The sequence below is a fragment of the Pseudomonas aeruginosa genome, assembly GCF_001457615.1.
Taxonomy (GTDB): Bacteria; Pseudomonadota; Gammaproteobacteria; order Pseudomonadales; family Pseudomonadaceae; genus Pseudomonas; species Pseudomonas aeruginosa.
The window spans coordinates 2,618,873-2,635,988 of sequence record NZ_LN831024.1; the positions used below are offsets into that span (position 1 = coordinate 2,618,873).

At 68.2% G+C, this 17,116-nt stretch carries 13 protein-coding genes; 11 read left to right on the forward strand and 2 right to left on the reverse strand.

The genetic code is table 11. The features are described from left to right. Positions 1 to 39 precede the first annotated feature (39 nt). The 8 genes from AT700_RS12285 to AT700_RS12320 all read left to right on the forward strand — a co-directional run bounded on the left by AT700_RS12285 (position 40) and on the right by AT700_RS12320 (position 11,433). Positions 40 to 1,779 (forward strand): autotransporter assembly complex protein TamA, encoded by a 1,740-nt coding sequence (locus tag AT700_RS12285; RefSeq protein ID WP_004343881.1) that lies wholly within the window; start codon positions 40 to 42, stop codon positions 1,777 to 1,779. Continuing rightward, on the forward strand, positions 1,776 to 5,441 hold the full coding sequence (locus tag AT700_RS12290; protein ID WP_048521072.1) for a translocation/assembly module TamB domain-containing protein: 3,666 nt from the start codon (positions 1,776 to 1,778) through the stop codon (positions 5,439 to 5,441). The genes AT700_RS12285 and AT700_RS12290 overlap by 4 nt, the downstream gene beginning before the upstream one ends. Positions 5,442 to 5,575: 134 nt before the next feature. Then, positions 5,576 to 6,211 carry a CDP-alcohol phosphatidyltransferase family protein gene (locus AT700_RS12295; protein ID WP_003122639.1) on the forward strand — a complete coding sequence of 212 codons (636 nt, stop codon included), beginning with the start codon at positions 5,576 to 5,578 and terminating at the stop codon, positions 6,209 to 6,211. 89 nt (positions 6,212 to 6,300) lie between these two features. After that, positions 6,301 to 8,061 (forward strand): bifunctional alpha/beta hydrolase/class I SAM-dependent methyltransferase, encoded by a 1,761-nt coding sequence (locus tag AT700_RS12300; protein WP_003104480.1) that lies wholly within the window; start codon positions 6,301 to 6,303, stop codon positions 8,059 to 8,061. Beyond that, the gene (locus AT700_RS12305; RefSeq protein WP_048521073.1) at positions 8,061 to 9,410 is read left to right on the forward strand and encodes a phosphatase PAP2/dual specificity phosphatase family protein; all 1,350 of its coding nucleotides are present in this window, start codon (positions 8,061 to 8,063) and stop codon (positions 9,408 to 9,410) included. The genes AT700_RS12300 and AT700_RS12305 overlap by 1 nt, the downstream gene beginning before the upstream one ends. After that, positions 9,403 to 9,855, forward strand: coding sequence for a hypothetical protein (locus tag AT700_RS12310; RefSeq protein ID WP_023103110.1), 453 nt, complete (start codon positions 9,403 to 9,405; stop codon positions 9,853 to 9,855). Before AT700_RS12305 ends, AT700_RS12310 begins: the two co-directional genes overlap by 8 nt. Positions 9,856 to 9,866: 11 nt before the next feature. Next, on the forward strand, positions 9,867 to 10,496 hold the full coding sequence (locus AT700_RS12315) for a lysophospholipid acyltransferase family protein (protein WP_003113327.1): 630 nt from the start codon (positions 9,867 to 9,869) through the stop codon (positions 10,494 to 10,496). 1 nt (position 10,497) lies between these two features. Next, on the forward strand, positions 10,498 to 11,433 hold the full coding sequence (locus AT700_RS12320) for a phosphatidate cytidylyltransferase (protein ID WP_003089962.1): 936 nt from the start codon (positions 10,498 to 10,500) through the stop codon (positions 11,431 to 11,433). A gap of 230 nt (positions 11,434 to 11,663) precedes the next feature. Here AT700_RS12320 and AT700_RS12325 read toward each other — a convergent pair whose 3' ends face one another. Further along, positions 11,664 to 12,659, reverse strand: coding sequence for an aldo/keto reductase (locus AT700_RS12325; RefSeq protein WP_003113326.1), 996 nt, complete (start codon positions 12,657 to 12,659; stop codon positions 11,664 to 11,666). Positions 12,660 to 12,777: 118 nt separating this feature from the next. Here AT700_RS12325 and AT700_RS12330 point away from each other — a divergent pair, with 118 nt between their 5' ends. The 3 genes from AT700_RS12330 (at position 12,778) to tpx (ending at position 15,826) form a co-directional block, all read left to right on the forward strand. After that, the gene (locus AT700_RS12330; protein ID WP_033887206.1) at positions 12,778 to 13,689 is read left to right on the forward strand and encodes a LysR family transcriptional regulator; all 912 of its coding nucleotides are present in this window, start codon (positions 12,778 to 12,780) and stop codon (positions 13,687 to 13,689) included. Between the two features lie 155 nt (positions 13,690 to 13,844). Then, the gene (locus tag AT700_RS12335; RefSeq protein WP_003113324.1) at positions 13,845 to 15,194 is read left to right on the forward strand and encodes an alanine/glycine:cation symporter family protein; all 1,350 of its coding nucleotides are present in this window, start codon (positions 13,845 to 13,847) and stop codon (positions 15,192 to 15,194) included. A gap of 134 nt (positions 15,195 to 15,328) precedes the next feature. After that, the gene (tpx, locus tag AT700_RS12340) at positions 15,329 to 15,826 is read left to right on the forward strand and encodes a thiol peroxidase (protein ID WP_003089950.1); all 498 of its coding nucleotides are present in this window, start codon (positions 15,329 to 15,331) and stop codon (positions 15,824 to 15,826) included. A gap of 149 nt (positions 15,827 to 15,975) precedes the next feature. Here the strand turns inward: tpx and AT700_RS12345 are convergent, their stop codons facing one another. After that, on the reverse strand, positions 15,976 to 17,100 hold the full coding sequence (locus tag AT700_RS12345) for a pyridoxal phosphate-dependent aminotransferase (protein ID WP_003113323.1): 1,125 nt from the start codon (positions 17,098 to 17,100) through the stop codon (positions 15,976 to 15,978). Positions 17,101 to 17,116 lie beyond the last annotated feature (16 nt).

The following is a 17,116-nucleotide window of genomic DNA, read 5'->3' on the forward strand; positions in this document are numbered from 1 at the left end:
ATCTGGACGCGCGCCACCCGCCTGCGTAGCATCCGCGCCATGAGACTGACTCAAGGATTGTTCCGGTTCCCGCTGGCCGGGCTGCTGTGCCTGAGTACGGCCGCCTTCGCGGAGAGCCAGCTTAGCGTGCGCGTCACCCCCGCCAATGCCGCCCTGAAGGCCAATATCGAGGCCTATGTGGGTAGCCTCGGCGAGCGGGACGAGGCGGCGTTGCAACGTTTCCGCCGCAATGCCGAGGCGCAGGCGGAAAAGGCGGCCCAGGCGCTCGGCTACTTCCAGGCGCAGATCGACAGCGAGGTGAAGGACGGCAAGCCGCCGAAGCTCACGCTCAAGGTAGTGCCCGGCGAGCCCGTGCGCCTGCGCCAGGTGAATATCCAGGTGCTCGGCGAGGCCGCCAGCCTGGAGAGCTTCCGCTTGCCGTCGGGCAAGCAGCTGAAACCGGGCGCGAAGCTGAACCAGGGTGTCTACGAGGATGCCAAGCGGCTGATCCAGAACCAGGCCTCGCGCTACGGCTTCTTCCAGGGCCGCTTCAGCACCCAGCGCCTGAGCATCGATCCGCGCGCCGGCATCGCCGACATCGACCTGGTCTACGACAGCGGCCAGCGCTACACCTTCGGCAAGGTGAGCTTCGACGGCGACTCGATCATCGAGGAAGAACTGTTGCGCCGCATGGTGCCGTTCAAGGCCGGCCAACCCTATGACTCCGAACTGATCGCCGAACTCAACCAGAACCTGCAATCCAGCGGTTACTTCGAGGGCGTGCGGGTCGACGCCGCGCCGACCCAGGCGCAGGCCGACGGCGCGCGCCAGGCGATCCCGGTAGCGGTCCGGCTGGAGGCGCGCAAGCCCCGGACCATGGGCGTCGGCCTCGGTTTCTCGACCGACGTCGGGGCGCGCGCGAGGTTCAACTGGACCCGCCATTGGGTGAATGCCGAAGGACATAGCCTGGGATTCGAGTCGGAAATCTCCGCACCACGGCAGAACGTCGGCGCCTGGTACGAGATTCCCCTCGATCCGCCGCTCACCGACAAGCTGCGCTTCACCAGCGGCTACCAGTTCGAAGACCTGGTCGACACCGAGAGCAAGCTGCTGACCCTTGGCGGCGAATGGCACAGCAAGCGGCCCGATGGCTGGCAGCGGGTGGTTTCGCTGAACTGGATGCGCGAGGAGTACAAGCTGGGCGACGACTCCGGGCTGAGCAGCTTCCTGATGCCGGGGATCGGCTACTCGCTGCTGGAGACCGACAACAAGGTCGACCCCAGCCATGGCTACCGCCTGCAGTTCAACGTCAAGGGGGCGAAGGAAGGCCTGCTGGCCGACGCCGACGTCCTCCATGTCGACGCCATGGCCAAGGGCCTGACCAGCTTCGCCGGCGGCCATCGCCTGCTCGGCCGCCTGCAGGTAGGCGGAATCGCCACCAACGACTACAAGTCGATCCCGCCCTCGCTGCGCTTCTTCGCTGGCGGCGACCAGAGCGTGCGTGGCTACGACTACCGGACGCTGTCGCCGGAGAATTCCGATGGCGACAAGATCGGCGGCCGCTACATGATCGCCGGCAGCGTCGAGTATCAATATCCGCTGGCCGAGCGCTGGCGCCTGGCGACCTTCGTCGACCAGGGCAACGCCTTCAACTCGCTGGACTTCCCGTCGATCAAGACCGGGGTCGGCTTCGGCGTGCGCTGGGTCTCGCCGGTCGGCCCGTTGCGCCTCGACCTGGCCCATGCGCTCGACGACGACGGCGGTTTCCGCCTGCACTTCTCCATGGGGCCAGAACTGTGAAGGCGCTGAAGATCACCTTGCTGGCCATAGTCGGGCTGCTCCTCGCGCTGCTCCTGGGACTCGCTGCGCTGCTCGGCACCCAGACCGGCAGCGCCTGGCTGCTCGGCCGCGTGCCGGGCCTGCAGGTCAGCGGCTTCGAGGGTCGCCTCGGTGGCGCCTGGCAGGCACAGCGGCTGTCCTGGGCGCAGGACGGTACGCAACTGGTCGTCGAGCGGCCTGAACTGCGCTGGTCGCCGGCCTGCCTGGCGGGGCTGCGCCTGTGCCTGCAGCGGGTGGCCGCCGAACGGGTCGCGCTGGACCTGCCGCCGAGCGGCGACAGCGCCGACAGCGGGCCGATCAGCCTGCCGACGCTGAAACTGCCGCTGAGCATCGAACTCGGCGAAGTGGCGGTCGGCAGCTTCCTGCTCGACGGCAACCAGCAGGTCGCCGAACTCAAGCTGGCGGCCCATTGGCTGGCCGACGGCCTGCACATCGACTCGCTGACGGCGCGGGGCTTCGGCCTGGACCTGGCGCTCCAGGGGCGCTTGCAGCCGAGCGGCGACTGGCCCTTGCAGGCCGAAGCCACGCTCGGCCTGCCCGCTCCCGAAGACAAGCCGTGGAAGCTGGCCGTCCAGGTCGGCGGTGAACTGCAGAAGGCGCTGACCCTGAAAGGCCGCAGCAGCGGTTACCTGGACGGCAGCCTGGAAGGACAGTTGCAGGCGCTGGCGGAAAACCTGCCGGCACGATTGCTGATCCGCGCCGACGGTTTCAAGGGGGCGGCCGGACTACCGGACACCTTGACCCTGAATGCCATCCAGCTCGATGCCAGCGGCGATCTCAAGAGCGGTTACCTGATCCGCGGCGGCGCCAGCCTGCCGGGCGAGGGCGGGGCGGTGGCGTTGAGCCTGGACGGGCGGGTCGACGCCCAGGGCGCGGATATCCGCCAACTGCGCCTGGACGCTGGCGGCGAGCAGCGCCTGGAGCTGGTCGGACGCCTGGACTGGCGCGAAAGCCTGGCCGCCGACGCGACCCTGGACTGGAAGGATTTCCCCTGGCTGCGCCTGTATCCGCTGGCGGAGCCGCCGCCGGTGACGCTGAAGACCTTCAAGGCGGAAGTGCATTACCAGGACCAGCGCTACCTGGGCAATTTCAGCGCGGCGGCGAGCGGTCCGGCGGGCGACTTCACGCTGGCCAGCCCGGTGTCCGGCGACCTCGTCCAGCTCAACCTGCCGTCGCTGCAGCTCCGCGCCGGGCAAGGCCAGGCCGAGGGGAGGGTGACGTTGCGTTTCGACAATGGCGTGGCTTGGGATACCGCCCTGCAGCTCAGCGAACTGAACCCGGCTTACTGGGTCGCCGAGCTGCCGGGTTCACTGGCCGGTCCCTTGCGTAGCCAGGGAAGTGTTCGCGACGAGCGGCTGGCGTTGGGCGTGGATCTCGACGTCAAGGGCCGCCTGCGCGGCCAGCCGGCGCTATTCCAGGCGCGCGCCGAAGGCGAGGGGCAGCGCTGGACGCTGGGCAACCTCGACCTGCGCCTGGGGGATAACAAGGTTCAGGGCAGCGGGGCGCTCGACCAGCGCCTGCAAGGCCGCCTGGACATCGCCCTGAACCGTCTCGGCCAGCTTTGGCCGCAACTCTTCGGTCGCCTCGACGGACGCCTCGACCTGGCTGGCAGCCTCGCGGCGCCGCAAGGCAGGCTGAACCTCAAGGGACAGCAGATCGCCTACGCCGAGCAGCGCATCGCCGGCCTCGACCTGCAGGCGAACCTCGATGCCCGGCAGAACGGCACCCTGGCGCTGGTCGCTTCCGGCCTGCGCAGCGGCGAAACCGACCTCGGCCTGTTCAAGGCCAATGCCCGCGGCGACCAACGCCGCCAGCAACTGGAACTGGACCTGCAAGGTGCCTTGCTCAAGCTCGGCCTGGCCTTCGACGGGCAACTGGAGCGCGGCAACTGGCGCGGTCGCCTGGCGCGCGGCGAGTTGAGCAGTGGCGGCCAGGACTGGAAACTACAGCAGCCGGCGCGCCTGGAGCGGTTGGCCGACGGCAGGGTCAATTTCGGCGCACATTGCTGGGTATCCGGCGCCGCCAGCCTCTGCGGCGGCGAGCAGCGCCTGCTGCCCGAGCCGCGGCTGCGCTACACCCTGCGCGACTTCCCGCTGGACAGCCTGAAGCAATGGTTCCCCGAGGACTTCGCCTGGCAGGGCAAGCTGAACGGCGACCTGCAACTGGACGTTCCGGCCCGCGGCCCGAGCGGCGTGGTCAGCCTGGACGCCGGCAGCGGTACGCTGCGCCTGCGCGACCAGGGCCAGTGGGTCGACGTCGGCTACGACAGCCTGCGCCTGGAGAGCCGGTTGGCGCCCAACCGCGTCGATACCTCCCTCGACTTCCGCGGACCGAAGCTCGGCGAGTTGCGGGTGCAGGCGCAGATCGACCCGCGCCCGGCGAGCAAGCCGCTGAGCGGCGAGTTCAGCCTGGCCGGCCTCGACCTGTCGCTGGCGCGCCCGTTCGTGCCGATGGTGGAGAAACTGCAAGGCAGGCTGAACGGCAGCGGCCGGCTGTCCGGCGGCCTGCTGGCGCCGCGGGTCGACGGACGGGTGACGCTGAGCGACGGCAACATTGGCGGCGGCGAGCTGCCGACCAGCTTCGAGAACCTTTCCCTCGACGCTCGCATCGCTGGCGAAAGCCTGGAACTCGGCGGCGGCTGGCGCAGCGGCAGGTACGGCCAGGGCAGCCTGTCCGGCAACCTGAGCTGGGGCGAGGCGCTGAACGTCGCCCTGAACATCCGTGGCAACCGCCTGCCGGTGGTGGTCGATCCCTATGCGCAACTGGAGGTGGAACCGGACCTGAAGATCGGCATGGCCGGCCAGGAGCTGGCGATCTCCGGCAAGGTCCTGGTGCCGCGTGGCGACATCACCATCCGCCAGTTGCCGCCATCCACGGTCAAGGTCTCCGACGACGCGGTGATCGTCGGCTCCGAGCAGCCCGAGCAGCAGCCGCTGAAGATGAAGATGGACATCGATGTCGAGGTCGGCCAGGACAAGCTGGCGTTTTCCGGCTTCGGCCTCAGCGCCGAACTGGCCGGCCACCTGCACATCGGCGACAACCTGGATACCCGCGGCGAGCTGAACCTGAACAAGGGCCGCTATCGTGCCTACGGCCAGCGCCTGACGATCCGTAGGGCGCGGCTGTTCTTCGCCGGACCGATCGACCAGCCGTACCTGGATATCGAGGCGATCCGCCGGGTCGACGACGTGGTCGCCGGCCTGCGCCTGACCGGCAGCGCCGAGCAGCCGACCAGCGCGGTATTCTCCGAACCGGCGATGAGCCAGGAGCAGGCGTTGTCCTACCTGGTGCTGGGGCGGCCGATGAGCACCGGCGAAGACAGCAACATGCTCGGCGAGGCGGCCCTGGCCCTGGGCCTGGCCGGTAGCGCACCGCTCACCGGGGAAATCGCCAAGCAGCTCGGCATCCAGGACTTCCAGCTGGACACCGAGGGCACCGGCAACAGCACCAGCGTGGTCGCCAGCGGGAATATCACCGACAAGCTCAGCCTGCGCTATGGTGTTGGAGTGTTCGAACCGGCAAATACCATCGCCTTGCGCTACCAGTTGACCAAACGCCTCTATCTCGAAGCGGCGAGCGGCCTGGCCAGTTCGCTGGACCTGTTCTTCAAGCGCGATTTCTGACGGATGCGCTGATACGGACCATGCGTAACGCATAAAAGTGTGTCACTTTTAGCGGCGCATCGACGTCGTAGAATGGAGCGGGCGCCGACCGCCAGGTCGGTGCCCGAAGCAACTCGGCACAAGGACTGGCTGACATGATTTCCGTCTATCAACTCAAACCGCGCTTTCAGAATCTTCTTCGTCCCGGCGTGCAGCGCCTCTACCGGCGCGGCATCACTGCCAACCAGGTGACCCTGGCGGCCTGCCTGCTGTCGCTGCTGGTCGGCGCGCTGGTCGCCGGTTTCGCCAGCCATCTCTGGCTGTTCGCCCTCGTTCCGCTGTGGATGTTCCTGCGCATGGCGCTGAACGCGGTGGACGGCATGCTCGCCCGCGAGTTCGGCCAGAAATCCGACCTGGGCGCCTACCTCAACGAACTCACCGACGTGATCGCCGACAGCGGCCTGTACCTGCCGTTCGCCCTGTTGCCGGGAGTCAACCCGCTGTGGGTGGTGCTGGTGGTGCTGCTGGCGGTGATCAGCGAATATGCCGGCGCGCTGGGCACCATGGTCGGCGCTTCGCGCCGCTACGACGGCCCGATGGGCAAAAGCGACCGGGCGCTGTGTTTCGGCGTGATCGGCGCCGGGGTGGCCAGCGGCCTTTTGCCGCTGGCCTGGATCGACTGGCTGATGTTGCTGATCGCGGCCCTGCTGTTGCTGACCATCGGCAACCGCGTGCGCCAGGGCCTGGCCGAGCTGGCCGCGAGTCGACGGGGCAGCGACGGCCAGGCCTGAGAGGGAACGGGCGAACGCCATGGAGGTGGGCGCCCGCAGGAAGCAACCCCGCCGGGATCCCGGCCGGGGCAACGACATAGGGACATCACATGCGCGACGTACAGGAACTGCGTTTCACCACCCACGACGGGGTAGAGCTCTTCTACCGCCACTGGCCGGCCAGCCGCCCGGCGCCGGACGGCACGCGCCAGGCGGTGCTGCTGTTCCACCGCGGCCATGAGCACTCCGGGCGGATCGCCCACCTGGTCGACGAACTCGACCTGCCGGAACACGACTTCTTCGCCTGGGACGCCCGTGGCCACGGCCTCTCGCCAGGCGCCCGCGGCGACAGCCCGAGCTTTGCCACCAGCGTGCGCGACGTACAGACCTTCGTCGACCATATCCAGGCCGTCCACGGTATCGCCGAAGAGCGGATGGCGGTGGTGGCGCAGAGCGTCGGCGCGGTGCTGGTTTCCACCTGGGCCCACGACTACGCGCCGAAGGTGCGCGCACTGGTGCTGGCTTCGCCGGCGTTCCAGGTCAAGCTCTATGTGCCGTTCGCCCGCAGCGGGCTGAAACTGATGCGCCTGTGGCGCGGCAATTTCTTCGTCAACAGCTATGTCAAGGCACGCTTCCTCAGTCACGACCCGGAGCGGATCGCCTCCTACGACAGCGACCCGCTGATCGCCAAGGCGATCTCGGTGAACGTCCTGCTCGGCCTCTACGAAGCTGCCGAGCGGGTGGTAGCGGACGCACAGGCGATCCAGATTCCCACCCAACTGCTGATTTCCGGGGCCGACTTCGTCGTCCATCGTGCGCCGCAGGAGCGCTTCTTCGAGCGTCTCGGCAGCCTGCGCAAGGAAAAGCACATCCTGCCCGGCTTCTTCCACGACACCCTTGGCGAGCGCGATCGTCACCTGGCCGTCGGCCGTGCCCGGCGCTTCCTCCTCGAGGCATTCGCCACGGCACCTGAACGACCGAGCCTGCTCGATGCCGACCGCCTGGGCCATACCTGCGCCGAGGCCGAGGCGCTGGCCGCGCCGTTGCCGAAGAACTCGCCGCGCGATCTCTACTGGCGCGCCACCCGTGCCGGGCTGCGCCTGGGCAGCCTGTGGTCGGACGGGGTCAAGCTGGGCTTCGACACCGGCTTCGATTCCGGCAGCACCCTCGACTATGTCTACCGCAACCAGCCCAGCGGCAGCGGCCCGCTGGGTCGCCTGATCGACCGCAACTACCTGGACTCCATCGGCTGGCGCGGCATCCGCCAGCGCAAGCTGCACGCCGAGGAGCTGCTGCGCCTGGCCATGCAGCGGTTGCGCGAGGAGCAGCGCGAGGTGCGCATCGTCGACATCGCCGCCGGCCACGGCCGCTACATCCTCGAAGCCCTGCAAGGCGTCGAGCCGCTGCCGGAAAGCATCCTCCTGCGCGACTACAGCGAGATCAACGTGCGTGACGGCAGCGCCCTGATCGAAAGCAAGGGCCTCGCCGGCATCGCCCGCTTCGTCAAGGGCGATGCCTTCGATCGCGCCGACCTGGCGGCGCTGCAACCGAAGCCGAGCCTCGGGGTGGTTTCCGGGCTCTACGAGCTGTTCGCCGACAACCGCATGGTCGGCGACTCCCTCGCCGGCCTCGGCGAGGCGCTGGAGGAGGGCGGCTACCTGGTCTACACCGGACAGCCCTGGCACCCGCAGCTGGAACTGATCGCCCGCGCGCTGACCAGCCACCGCCAGGGCCAGGCCTGGGTGATGCGGCGCCGGACCCAGGCGGAAATGGACCAGCTGGTGGCCGCCGCCGGCTTCCGCAAGATCACCCAGCGGGTCGACCAGTGGGGCATCTTCAGCGTATCGCTGGCGCAGAAGGTCGCCCGCTGATGGCGCCGCGCGAGCCGGGGGTACTGAAGCGGGCGGTGCTCTGGCTGCTGTTCCTCGGCCCGTTCTTCTTCGCCAGCTATGGCCTGGCCAACTGGTTGACCAGCCAGCGCGGCGACGTCGGCAGCCTGGTCTTCGACTGGGAACGCGGGATGCCGCTGTGGCCCTGGACCATCCTGCCGTACTGGTCGATCGACCTGCTCTACGGCCTGTCGCTGTTGTTGCCGCGGGACAAGCGCGAGCTGGACACCCACTGCCTGCGCCTGCTCAGCACCCAGGTGCTGTCGGTGACCTGCTTCCTGCTGTTCCCCCTGCGCTTCACCTTCGAACGGCCGGAACTGGGCGGCGTGTTCGGCTGGCTGTTCGACGTGCTGATGGGGTTCGACAAACCGTACAACCAGGCACCGTCGCTGCACATCGCCCTGCTGGTAGTGCTCTGGGTCTGCTACGCGCGCTACGCCAGCGGCGCCTGGCGCTGGCTGCTGCATGGCTGGTTCGCGCTGATCGGGCTGTCGGTGCTGACCACCTGGCAGCACCATTTCATCGACGTGCCCACCGGCGCGCTGGCCGGTTGGCTGTGCGTCTGGCTGTGGCCGCAGGCGCAGCCCGCGCCGTTCGCCCGCGCCAGTCTGAGCCGCGACCGGCAACGGCGGCGGCTGGCCGCTCGCTACGGCCTCGGCGCGCTGGCCTGCGCCGCCGTCGCCTTTGCCGTCGGCGGTGCGGCGTTGTGGCTGTGCTGGCCGGCGCTGGCGCTGGCGCTGGTGGCGCTGAACTACCTGCTGTTCGGCGCCGCCGGCTTCCAGAAGGGCAGCACTGGCCGCCTGAGCGCCGCCGCGCGCTGGCTGCTGGCGCCATATCTGCTTGCCGCGCGGATCAACGCCTGGCTCTGGACCCGTCGCCGGCCGCAGCCGGACGAGGTGCTGCCGGGCCTCTGGTTGGGGCGCCTGCCGTCGTCCGCGGAACTGGCCGACGGCCGCTTCCGCGCATTGCTCGACGCTACCGCCGAACTTTCCTGCGAGCCGCAGGGGCTGGCCTATCGCAGCCTGCCGTTGCTCGACCTGGTCGCGCCGGACGTCGAGGACTGCCGGCGCGCCGCGGTGCTGATCGACGAACTGCTGGCGCAAGGGCCGCTGCTGGTGGCCTGTGCCCTGGGCTATTCGCGCAGCGCCACGCTGGTCGCCGCCTGGCTGCTGCTCAGCGGCCGCGCGGCGGACGTCGAGTCGGCCGTGGCCGTGTTACGTCGGGCGCGACCGCAAGTGCTGCTGGGCGAGGCCCAGCGGCGGACCCTCGCGGCGCTGAGCGGGAGCGTGCCGGAGCCATCGGCGGAACTGGGCGAGGTGCGCCATGCCTGAGCAAACCCTGGCCCTGGTGGCGGCCCTGCTGCGCCGTGGCCGCGAGCTTGACCGGCTGTCCGCCGCACTGACCCTGCTGGCCATCGGGCTGGGCCTGTACCAGGCCGTGCAGGGCATCGGCTGGCGCTATTTCGCTGCGGCGATGCTGGCGATCGCCATGCTCGGCCTGTGGCAGAAGTACTGGGCGCTGCGAGTGGCCCTGGACGCCGAACTGTTCGAACGTTTCAGCCGCGTCGGCGACAGGCTGGAAGCGCAGACCCAAGACCTGGACCGGGCCCTGGCCGATCTCGGCCTGGCCCGAGCGGACGCCGCAGGGCGCACCTGGAACCAGCGCAGCCGCGGCGCCCTGCGCCTGCTACGCTGGCAGGCGCTGGCCTGTGGCGCCCAGTTCCTGCTGGCCTTGTCGTGCCTGTTGTCGATCCCTCTATTCAACGCTCAAACCTGAAGAGTCTTCCCATGCTCGAATCAGTCGTCGCCTATGGCATCATCGCCGGCGCCCGCGCCATCACCGGCTTGCGCAGCCTCTGGCTGGGCACCACGCCGATCCCCAAGCAACGCATCTATTACGCCAACCACAGCAGCCATGGCGACTTCGTCCTGCTCTGGGCCTCGCTGCCGCCGGAGGTGCGGCGGCGTACCCGGCCGGTGGCGGGCGCCGACTACTGGAACAAGGCCGGCCTGCGCAGCTACGTGATCAACAAGGTGTTCAACGGCGTGCTGGTCGACCGCCAGCGCAGCGAGGCCAATGCCAATCCGCTCGAACCCCTCGACCGCGCCCTGGACGGCGGCGATTCGCTGATCATCTTCCCCGAGGGCACCCGCAACCTGGACGACGAGGTCAAGCTGTTGCCATTCAAGAGCGGTATCTACCACCTGTCCCTGGCCCACCCGGACGTCGAGCTGGTGCCGGTCTGGCTGGCCAACCTCAACCGGGTCATGCCCAAGGGCCGCATGCTGCCGTTGCCGCTGCTCTGCACCCTGAGCTTCGGCAAGCCGCTGGTCGCCACGGCGGAAGAAGGCAAGGAGGCGTTCCTCGAACGAGCGCGCATGGCCCTGCTGGACCTGGCGCCGGAAGAGGAGGCCTGAGATGAACGAACAGACCTGGATGCTCTTCGGCGGGATCGGCGCGCTGCTGCTGCTCGCCTCGCTGGTCGGCTTCGTCCTCAAGTGGCGCGCCGGTCCCGGCCCGAACGCGGTGATCGACAACCTGAACGCACGGATCAACGCCTGGTGGGCGATGGTCCTGGTGATCGGTTTCGCCTTCTGGCTTGGCCAGGCGGCGGTGATCCTGCTGTTCTATGGCGTGTCGTTCTACGCCCTGCGCGAGTTCATCACCCTCACCCCGACCCGGCGCAGCGACTACCCGGCGCTGGTGGCGGCGTTCTACTTCGTGCTGCCGATGCAGTACCTGCTGATCTACATCGACTGGTACAGCATGTTCTCGATCTTCATCCCGGTGTACGTGTTCCTGCTGTTGCCGATCCTCGCCTCGCTGGGCGGCGACACCAAGCACTTCCTCGAACGCGCCTCGAAAGTGCAGTGGGGCCTGATGCTGGCGGTGTTCTGTATCTCCTTCGTGCCGGCGCTGCTGACCCTCGACATCCCCGGCTTCGAGGGGCGCAACCTGCTGCTGATCGCCTACCTGGTGATCGTCGTGCAGCTCTCCGACGTGATGCAGTACATCTGCGGCAAGCTGTTCGGCAAGCGCAAGATCGCTCCCAACCTGTCGCCGTCGAAGACCGTCGAAGGCTTCGTCGGCGGCATCGCCCTGGCCACCGCCATCGGCGCCTCGCTGTGGTGGATCACCCCGTTCAACCTCTGGCAGGCGGCGCTGATCGCGCTGCTGATCAACCTGCTGGGCTTCTTCGGCGGCCTGGTGATGTCGGCGATCAAGCGCGACCGTGGGGTCAAGGACTGGGGGCACATGATCGAAGGCCACGGTGGCATGCTCGACCGCCTGGACTCGGTGTGCTTCGCCGCGCCGATCTTCTTCCACGTGGTGCGCTACTGGTGGACGCCCTGAGGTTCGCCTGGCGCCGAGGGGAGCGGGGCGGTTGCCGATGGCGGCCGCCCCCTCGTCGTTTTCCCGCCGTGTAGGCAGCCAGGAAATTGCGAGCGATAGAGACCCGTAGGGCGGATACCACCACAGGCGGTATCCGCCGAAACCCCGGATAAGCGGCGGATAACCGCAAGCGGTGATTCGCCCTACAACCAGGCTCCGGCATACGGGGACGTGACCGCAGCTTCACTGTCTCAGAGATTGACCAGGCGCATGCCTTCCTCGCTATAGCGACTGCCGGCGACCGCCTCGGCGGGGAAGATCGCATCCAGCTCGGCCAGTTCCGCCGCGCTCAGGCGCAATTCCGTCGCGGCGACGTTCTCCTCCAGGTAGCGCCGCTGCTTGGTGCCGGGAATCGGGATCAGGTCATCGCCCTGCGCCAGCACCCAGGCCAGCGCCAGTTGCGAGGGTTTCACGCCCTTGGCCGCGGCCAGTTCGCCGACCTTGTCCACCAGCTTCAGGTTCTTCGCGAAGTTCTCGCCCTGGAAGCGCGGGCTGAAACGACGGTAGTCGTCGGCGGCGAAGTCTTCCGGGCGCTTCAGGGTGCCGGTAAGGAAACCTCGGCCCAGCGGGCTGTAGGGGACGAAGGCGATGCCCAGGCGACGGCAGGCGGCGAGCACCCCGGTGTCCTCCGGATCGCGAGTCCACAGCGAGTACTCGCTCTGCAACGCGCTGATCGGGTGCACCCGGTGGGCACGCTCGAGGGTTTCCGCCGAGGCTTCGCTGAGACCGATGTGGCGGATCTTGCCGGCCTTCACCAGGTCGGCGAGGGCGCCGACGCTGTCCTCGATGGGTACCTGCGGGTCCATGCGGTGCTGATAGTACAGGTCCAGGCGGTCGGTACCGAGGCGCTTCAGGCTGCCTTCGATGGCGCGGCGGATGTACGCCGGGCTGCCGTCGACGCCGCGCGCCCGGGGATTGGCAGGGTCGCGGACGATGCCGAACTTGCTGGCCAGGAACACCTGCTCGCGTTTGCCGCGCAGGGCCTCGCCGAGCAGTTCCTCGTTACTGTGCGGGCCGTACATGTCGGCGGTATCGAAGAAGTTCAGCCCGAGTTCCACGGCGCGATGCAGGGTGGCGATGGCCTCCTGGCGGTCGCCGCCGGTGGTGTAGAAGTCGGTCATGCCCATGCAGCCGAGGCCGATGGCGGAGACGGATGGGCCGTTGTGGCCGAGTTGACGGGTTTTCATGTGTCGAGCCTCGCGGGAGGGAAGGAAAACGTCGTCATTCTTCGCTCTGCATTGGTCTGGATAAAGCCCATAATTACGGTTTTACCATTCGTATTTTCCAAATAATCGAGGGTGTCCGATGGATCGTTTCCAGGCCATGCAGGCCTTCACCCGCATCGTCGAGCTGGGCGCCTTCGGCAAGGCCGCGGACAGCCTGGAGCTGCCGCGCGCCAGCGTGACCCAGGCGATCCAGCAACTGGAGGCGCACCTTGGCGTGCAGTTGCTGCAGCGCACCACCCGCCAGGTCAGCCTGACCCTCGACGGGCAGGCCTACTACGAGCGTTGCGTGCGCCTGCTGGCGGACCTGGAGGAGGCGGAAAGCTGCTTTCCACGCGTCCTGAACAACCCGCGCGGGCGCTTGCGGGTCGACCTGCCGGGCGCACTGGGGCGGATGCGGGTGATTCCGTTCCTGCCGGAGTTCTGCGAGCGCTACCCGGAACTGGAGCTGCAGTTGAGCAGCAACGATCGCCTGGTCGACCTGCTGCGCGAGGGCGCGGACTGCGTGCTGCGGGTCGGCGAGCTGCACGATTCCAGCCTGGTCGGCCGGCACCTGGCCGACCTGCCGCAGGTGACCTGCGCCAGCGCCGCCTACCTGGAGCGTCATGGCCATCCGCGGCAGCTCGCCGAGCTCGGCGGGCACCTCGCGGTGAACTACCAGTCGCCTTCCAGCGGGCGTACCTTCGACTTCGAGTTCAGCGTCGACGGGCGTCTGCGCACGTTGCCGATGCGCAGCCGGGTCAGCGTCAACAACGCCGATGCCTACGTCGCCGCCTGCCGGGCCGGGCTCGGGCTGATCCAGGCGCCGCACTATCACGTCGCCGCCGGTCTGGCCGACGGTAGCCTCCGACAAGTGCTCGGAGAATGGTTGCCGCCACCGCTGCCGCTGCATGCCGTGTATCCCTCGCAGCGCCAGTTGTCGCCGCGGGTGAGGGTGTTCGTCGACTGGCTGGTGGAACTGTTCGGTCGCCAGGCGGCCGGCGAGACGCAATGAGACGCAGGCTTTCCGGGCGAAGATTTTTCTCGATTTCGCCGAGAGAACCTCGTTAGGATCGGCAGCCTTGGCCTGTCGAGCAGGGATGTTCGTCCGAGTTCCGGATGCCCGCTGCCGCCAGGCCGCATTCATTCGAACAAGAATAAGGATCGCTGATGGAAAGCTTGCAGAAGTGGGTGGTCGACCTGAACGGCGTGGTCTGGGGGCCGTTGATGCTGGTGCTGATTCTCGGCACCGGCCTGTACCTGATGCTGGGGTTGAAGTTCATGCCCCTGGTGCGCCTGGGAGTCGGCTTTCGCCTGCTCTGGCAGGGGCGTAGCAAGGATGACGAGAGCAGCGGCGAGATCAGCCCGTTCCAGGCGCTGATGACCTGCCTGGCGGCCACCGTCGGTACCGGCAACATCGCCGGGGTGGCCACGGCGATCTTCCTCGGCGGCCCGGGCGCGCTGTTCTGGATGTGGTGCACCGCGCTGGTGGGAATGGCCACCAAGTTCTCCGAAGTGGTGCTGGCGGTGCACTACCGCGAGAAGGATGAGCGCAACGAACACGTCGGCGGTCCGATGTATGCCATCAAGAACGGTCTGGGCAAGCGCTGGGCCTGGCTCGGCGCGGCCTTCGCGCTGTTCGGCGGGCTCGCCGGCTTCGGTATCGGCAACATGGTCCAGGTCAACAGCATGGCCGATGCCCTGGAGGTTTCCTTCGGCGTGCCCGACTGGGTCACCGGGGTCGCCACCATGCTCGTCACCGGGCTGGTGATCCTTGGCGGCATCCGCCGTATCGGCAAGGTCGCCGAAGCCCTGGTGCCCTTCATGTGCGTCGGCTACATCGTCGCCTCGGTGATCGTCCTGGTGGTCCATGCCGAGGCGATTCCCGGCGCGTTCCAACTGATCTTCACCCACGCCTTCACGCCGATCGCCGCCACCGGCGGCTTCGCCGGCGCAGCGGTGATGGCGGCAATCCGTTTCGGCGTCGCACGCGGGATCTTCTCCAACGAGGCCGGCCTCGGCACCGCCGGCATCGCCCAGGCCGCCGGCACGACCCATAGCGCGGTGCGTTCGGGCCTGATCGGTATGCTCGGCACCTTCATCGATACCCTGATCATCTGCAGCCTGACCGGCCTGGCGATCATCACCTCGGGCGTCTGGACCAGCGGCGCCAGCGGCGCGGCGCTGTCCTCGGCGGCGTTCGAGGCGGCGATGCCGGGCGTCGGCCACTACATCCTGTCGCTGGCCCTGGTGGTGTTCGCCTATACCACCATCCTCGGCTGGAGCTACTACGGCGAGCGCTGCTGGGAGTACCTGGCGGGCACCCGGGCGATCCTGCCGTTCCGGATCGTCTGGACCCTGGCGATTCCGTTCGGCGCCATGACCCAGCTGGACTTCGCCTGGCTGGTGGCGGATACCCTCAACGCGCTGATGGCGATTCCCAACCTGATCGCCTTGCTGCTGCTGAGTCCGGTGGTGTTCCGCCTGACCCGGGAGTATTTCGCCAAGGCCAGGAGTTGAGCCTCGGGGGACGGCGACGCTCAAACCCGAGGTTTTCGCTCGGGTAAAGCGTGCTAGCATCGTCGCCGGCCCCGAATGCTTCCGCCGCCGGCCACAGGGCCGGCGGCTTCTCACTGACTAGAAGGATCAACGCAATGGCTCAAGTGACTCTCAAGGGCAACCCGGTCAACGTCGATGGCCAGCTCCCGCAGAAAGGCGCCCAGGCTCCGGCCTTCAGCCTGGTCGGCGGCGACCTCGCCGACGTGACCCTGGAAAACTTCGCCGGCAAGCGCAAGGTGCTGAACATCTTCCCCAGCGTCGACACCCCGACCTGCGCCACCTCGGTGCGCAAGTTCAACGTCGAGGCCGGCAAGCTGGCCAACACCGTGGTGCTGTGCATCTCCGCCGACCTGCCGTTCGCGCAGAAGCGCTTCTGCGGCGCGGAAGGCCTGGAGAACGTAGTCAACCTGTCGACCCTGCGCGGTCGCGAGTTCCTCGAGAACTATGGCGTGGCCATCGCCAGCGGCCCGCTGGCCGGCCTGGCCGCGCGCGCCGTGGTGGTGCTCGACGAGCAGAACAAGGTGCTGCACAGCGAACTGGTCGGCGAAATCGCCGACGAGCCGAACTACGCGGCGGCCCTGGCGGCTCTCTGAGCCCCACGGCCAACCCGCTTCGTCCCATGACTGTCAGCCAGGCTGGCTGGTAACGGGCGAACCCGAATCCCTTGGCTGCTCGCCTCGGGCCATGAGCAGGGCGGATAATCGCGGCGCGGTCATCCGCCCTGCGTCGCAGAGACGCAGCGCTAGCGCATGGCGACCTGGTGGCGCCGGCTGACGCTGGCGAAGGCGCTCCGGAACGCCTGCATCTCTTCCTCGCTGCCTACCGTCACGCGGACCCAGTTGGGCCAGGAGGCCCACGGGCGGCCGACGTGCACCCGCTGTTTCTCCAGTTCGGCGATGACCAGCTCGGCGGGACGGCGCATATCCACCATGAAACAGTTGGACTGTGAGGCGGTGCAGCGGAAGCCCTGCTGGCGCAGCCAGGCGATGGTGCGCTCGCGGACCTCTGCGTTCTGCTGCTTGCGCCGTGGCACCAGGTCGTCGTCACGCAGGCTTTCCAGCCCGGCGTGGGCGGTTGGCGAGGGCACCACGTTGTGGCCGCCGAAGCGCTCCAGCCGCGCCAGCAGCTGCGGATGCCCGATGGCCAGGCCGAGCCGGGCGCCGGCCATCCCGTAGAGTTTCGAGAAGGTACGCAGGACCAGCACATCCTGGCGCTGGACGGCCAGGCCAACGACGCTGGGTGCGTCGGAAAAATGGATATACGCCTCGTCGACCAGCACCACGCTGCGCTCGGGCTTGCGTTCGATCGCCCTGACGATCCGCTCGTGCGGGGTGAGGGTGCCGGTCGGGTTGTTCGGGTTGCAGATATAGATCAGCCCGGCGTCGCGTTGCGCGGCGGCGAGCATGCGCTCGATGTCGTGGGCCGCCTCGGCGTCCAGCGGCACGGCAGCGACCTTCGCCCCTTGGGCCTGGGCGGCGCCAACCACGGAGTCGTAGGAGGGATCGGCGATGACCAGGCCGCGCTCCTTGCCGGTGAACGCCGCGACGGCGTATTGCAGCGGCTGGCGCGAGCCGCAGTAGGCGTGCACGCATTCGGCGGGGATGCCGTTCTGCTTGGCGAACAGGCCGACCAGGGCGTCCTGCGCGTCGTAGTCGTAGCGACCGCAGAGCGCGGCCGCCCGCTGCATGGCGGCCCTGGCCTTGGCGGAGGGGCCGTAGGGGCTTTCGTTGAAATCCAGGAAGGTCTCTTGCGGCTTGCCGGCGGCGCTTGTCGCGCCGCTCCCGGCGAAGGCTCGCGGGCTCAGCAGGATGCTGCTGGAGGCCAGGGCGGTCAGGGTCACGAACGAACGACGACTCAAAGCGGGCATAGCTTCACCTCCGTGT

What these genes read in the sequence shown, in the direction of transcription:
- AT700_RS12285 (WP_004343881.1), top strand. Translation starts at nt 40, where the DNA reads ATGAGACTGACTCAAGGATTGTTCCGGTTCCCGCTGGCCGGGCTGCTG.
- AT700_RS12305 (WP_048521073.1), top strand. Translation starts at nt 8,061, where the DNA reads ATGGCGCCGCGCGAGCCGGGGGTACTGAAGCGGGCGGTGCTCTGGCTG.
- AT700_RS12295 (WP_003122639.1), top strand. Translation starts at nt 5,576, where the DNA reads ATGATTTCCGTCTATCAACTCAAACCGCGCTTTCAGAATCTTCTTCGT.
- AT700_RS12325 (WP_003113326.1), bottom strand. Translation starts at nt 12,659, where the DNA reads ATGAAAACCCGTCAACTCGGCCACAACGGCCCATCCGTCTCCGCCATC.
- AT700_RS12345 (WP_003113323.1), bottom strand. Translation starts at nt 17,100, where the DNA reads ATGCCCGCTTTGAGTCGTCGTTCGTTCGTGACCCTGACCGCCCTGGCC.
- AT700_RS12315 (WP_003113327.1), top strand. Translation starts at nt 9,867, where the DNA reads ATGCTCGAATCAGTCGTCGCCTATGGCATCATCGCCGGCGCCCGCGCC.
- AT700_RS12300 (WP_003104480.1), top strand. Translation starts at nt 6,301, where the DNA reads ATGCGCGACGTACAGGAACTGCGTTTCACCACCCACGACGGGGTAGAG.
- AT700_RS12320 (WP_003089962.1), top strand. Translation starts at nt 10,498, where the DNA reads ATGAACGAACAGACCTGGATGCTCTTCGGCGGGATCGGCGCGCTGCTG.
- tpx (WP_003089950.1), top strand. Translation starts at nt 15,329, where the DNA reads ATGGCTCAAGTGACTCTCAAGGGCAACCCGGTCAACGTCGATGGCCAG.
- AT700_RS12335 (WP_003113324.1), top strand. Translation starts at nt 13,845, where the DNA reads ATGGAAAGCTTGCAGAAGTGGGTGGTCGACCTGAACGGCGTGGTCTGG.
- AT700_RS12310 (WP_023103110.1), top strand. Translation starts at nt 9,403, where the DNA reads ATGCCTGAGCAAACCCTGGCCCTGGTGGCGGCCCTGCTGCGCCGTGGC.
- AT700_RS12330 (WP_033887206.1), top strand. Translation starts at nt 12,778, where the DNA reads ATGGATCGTTTCCAGGCCATGCAGGCCTTCACCCGCATCGTCGAGCTG.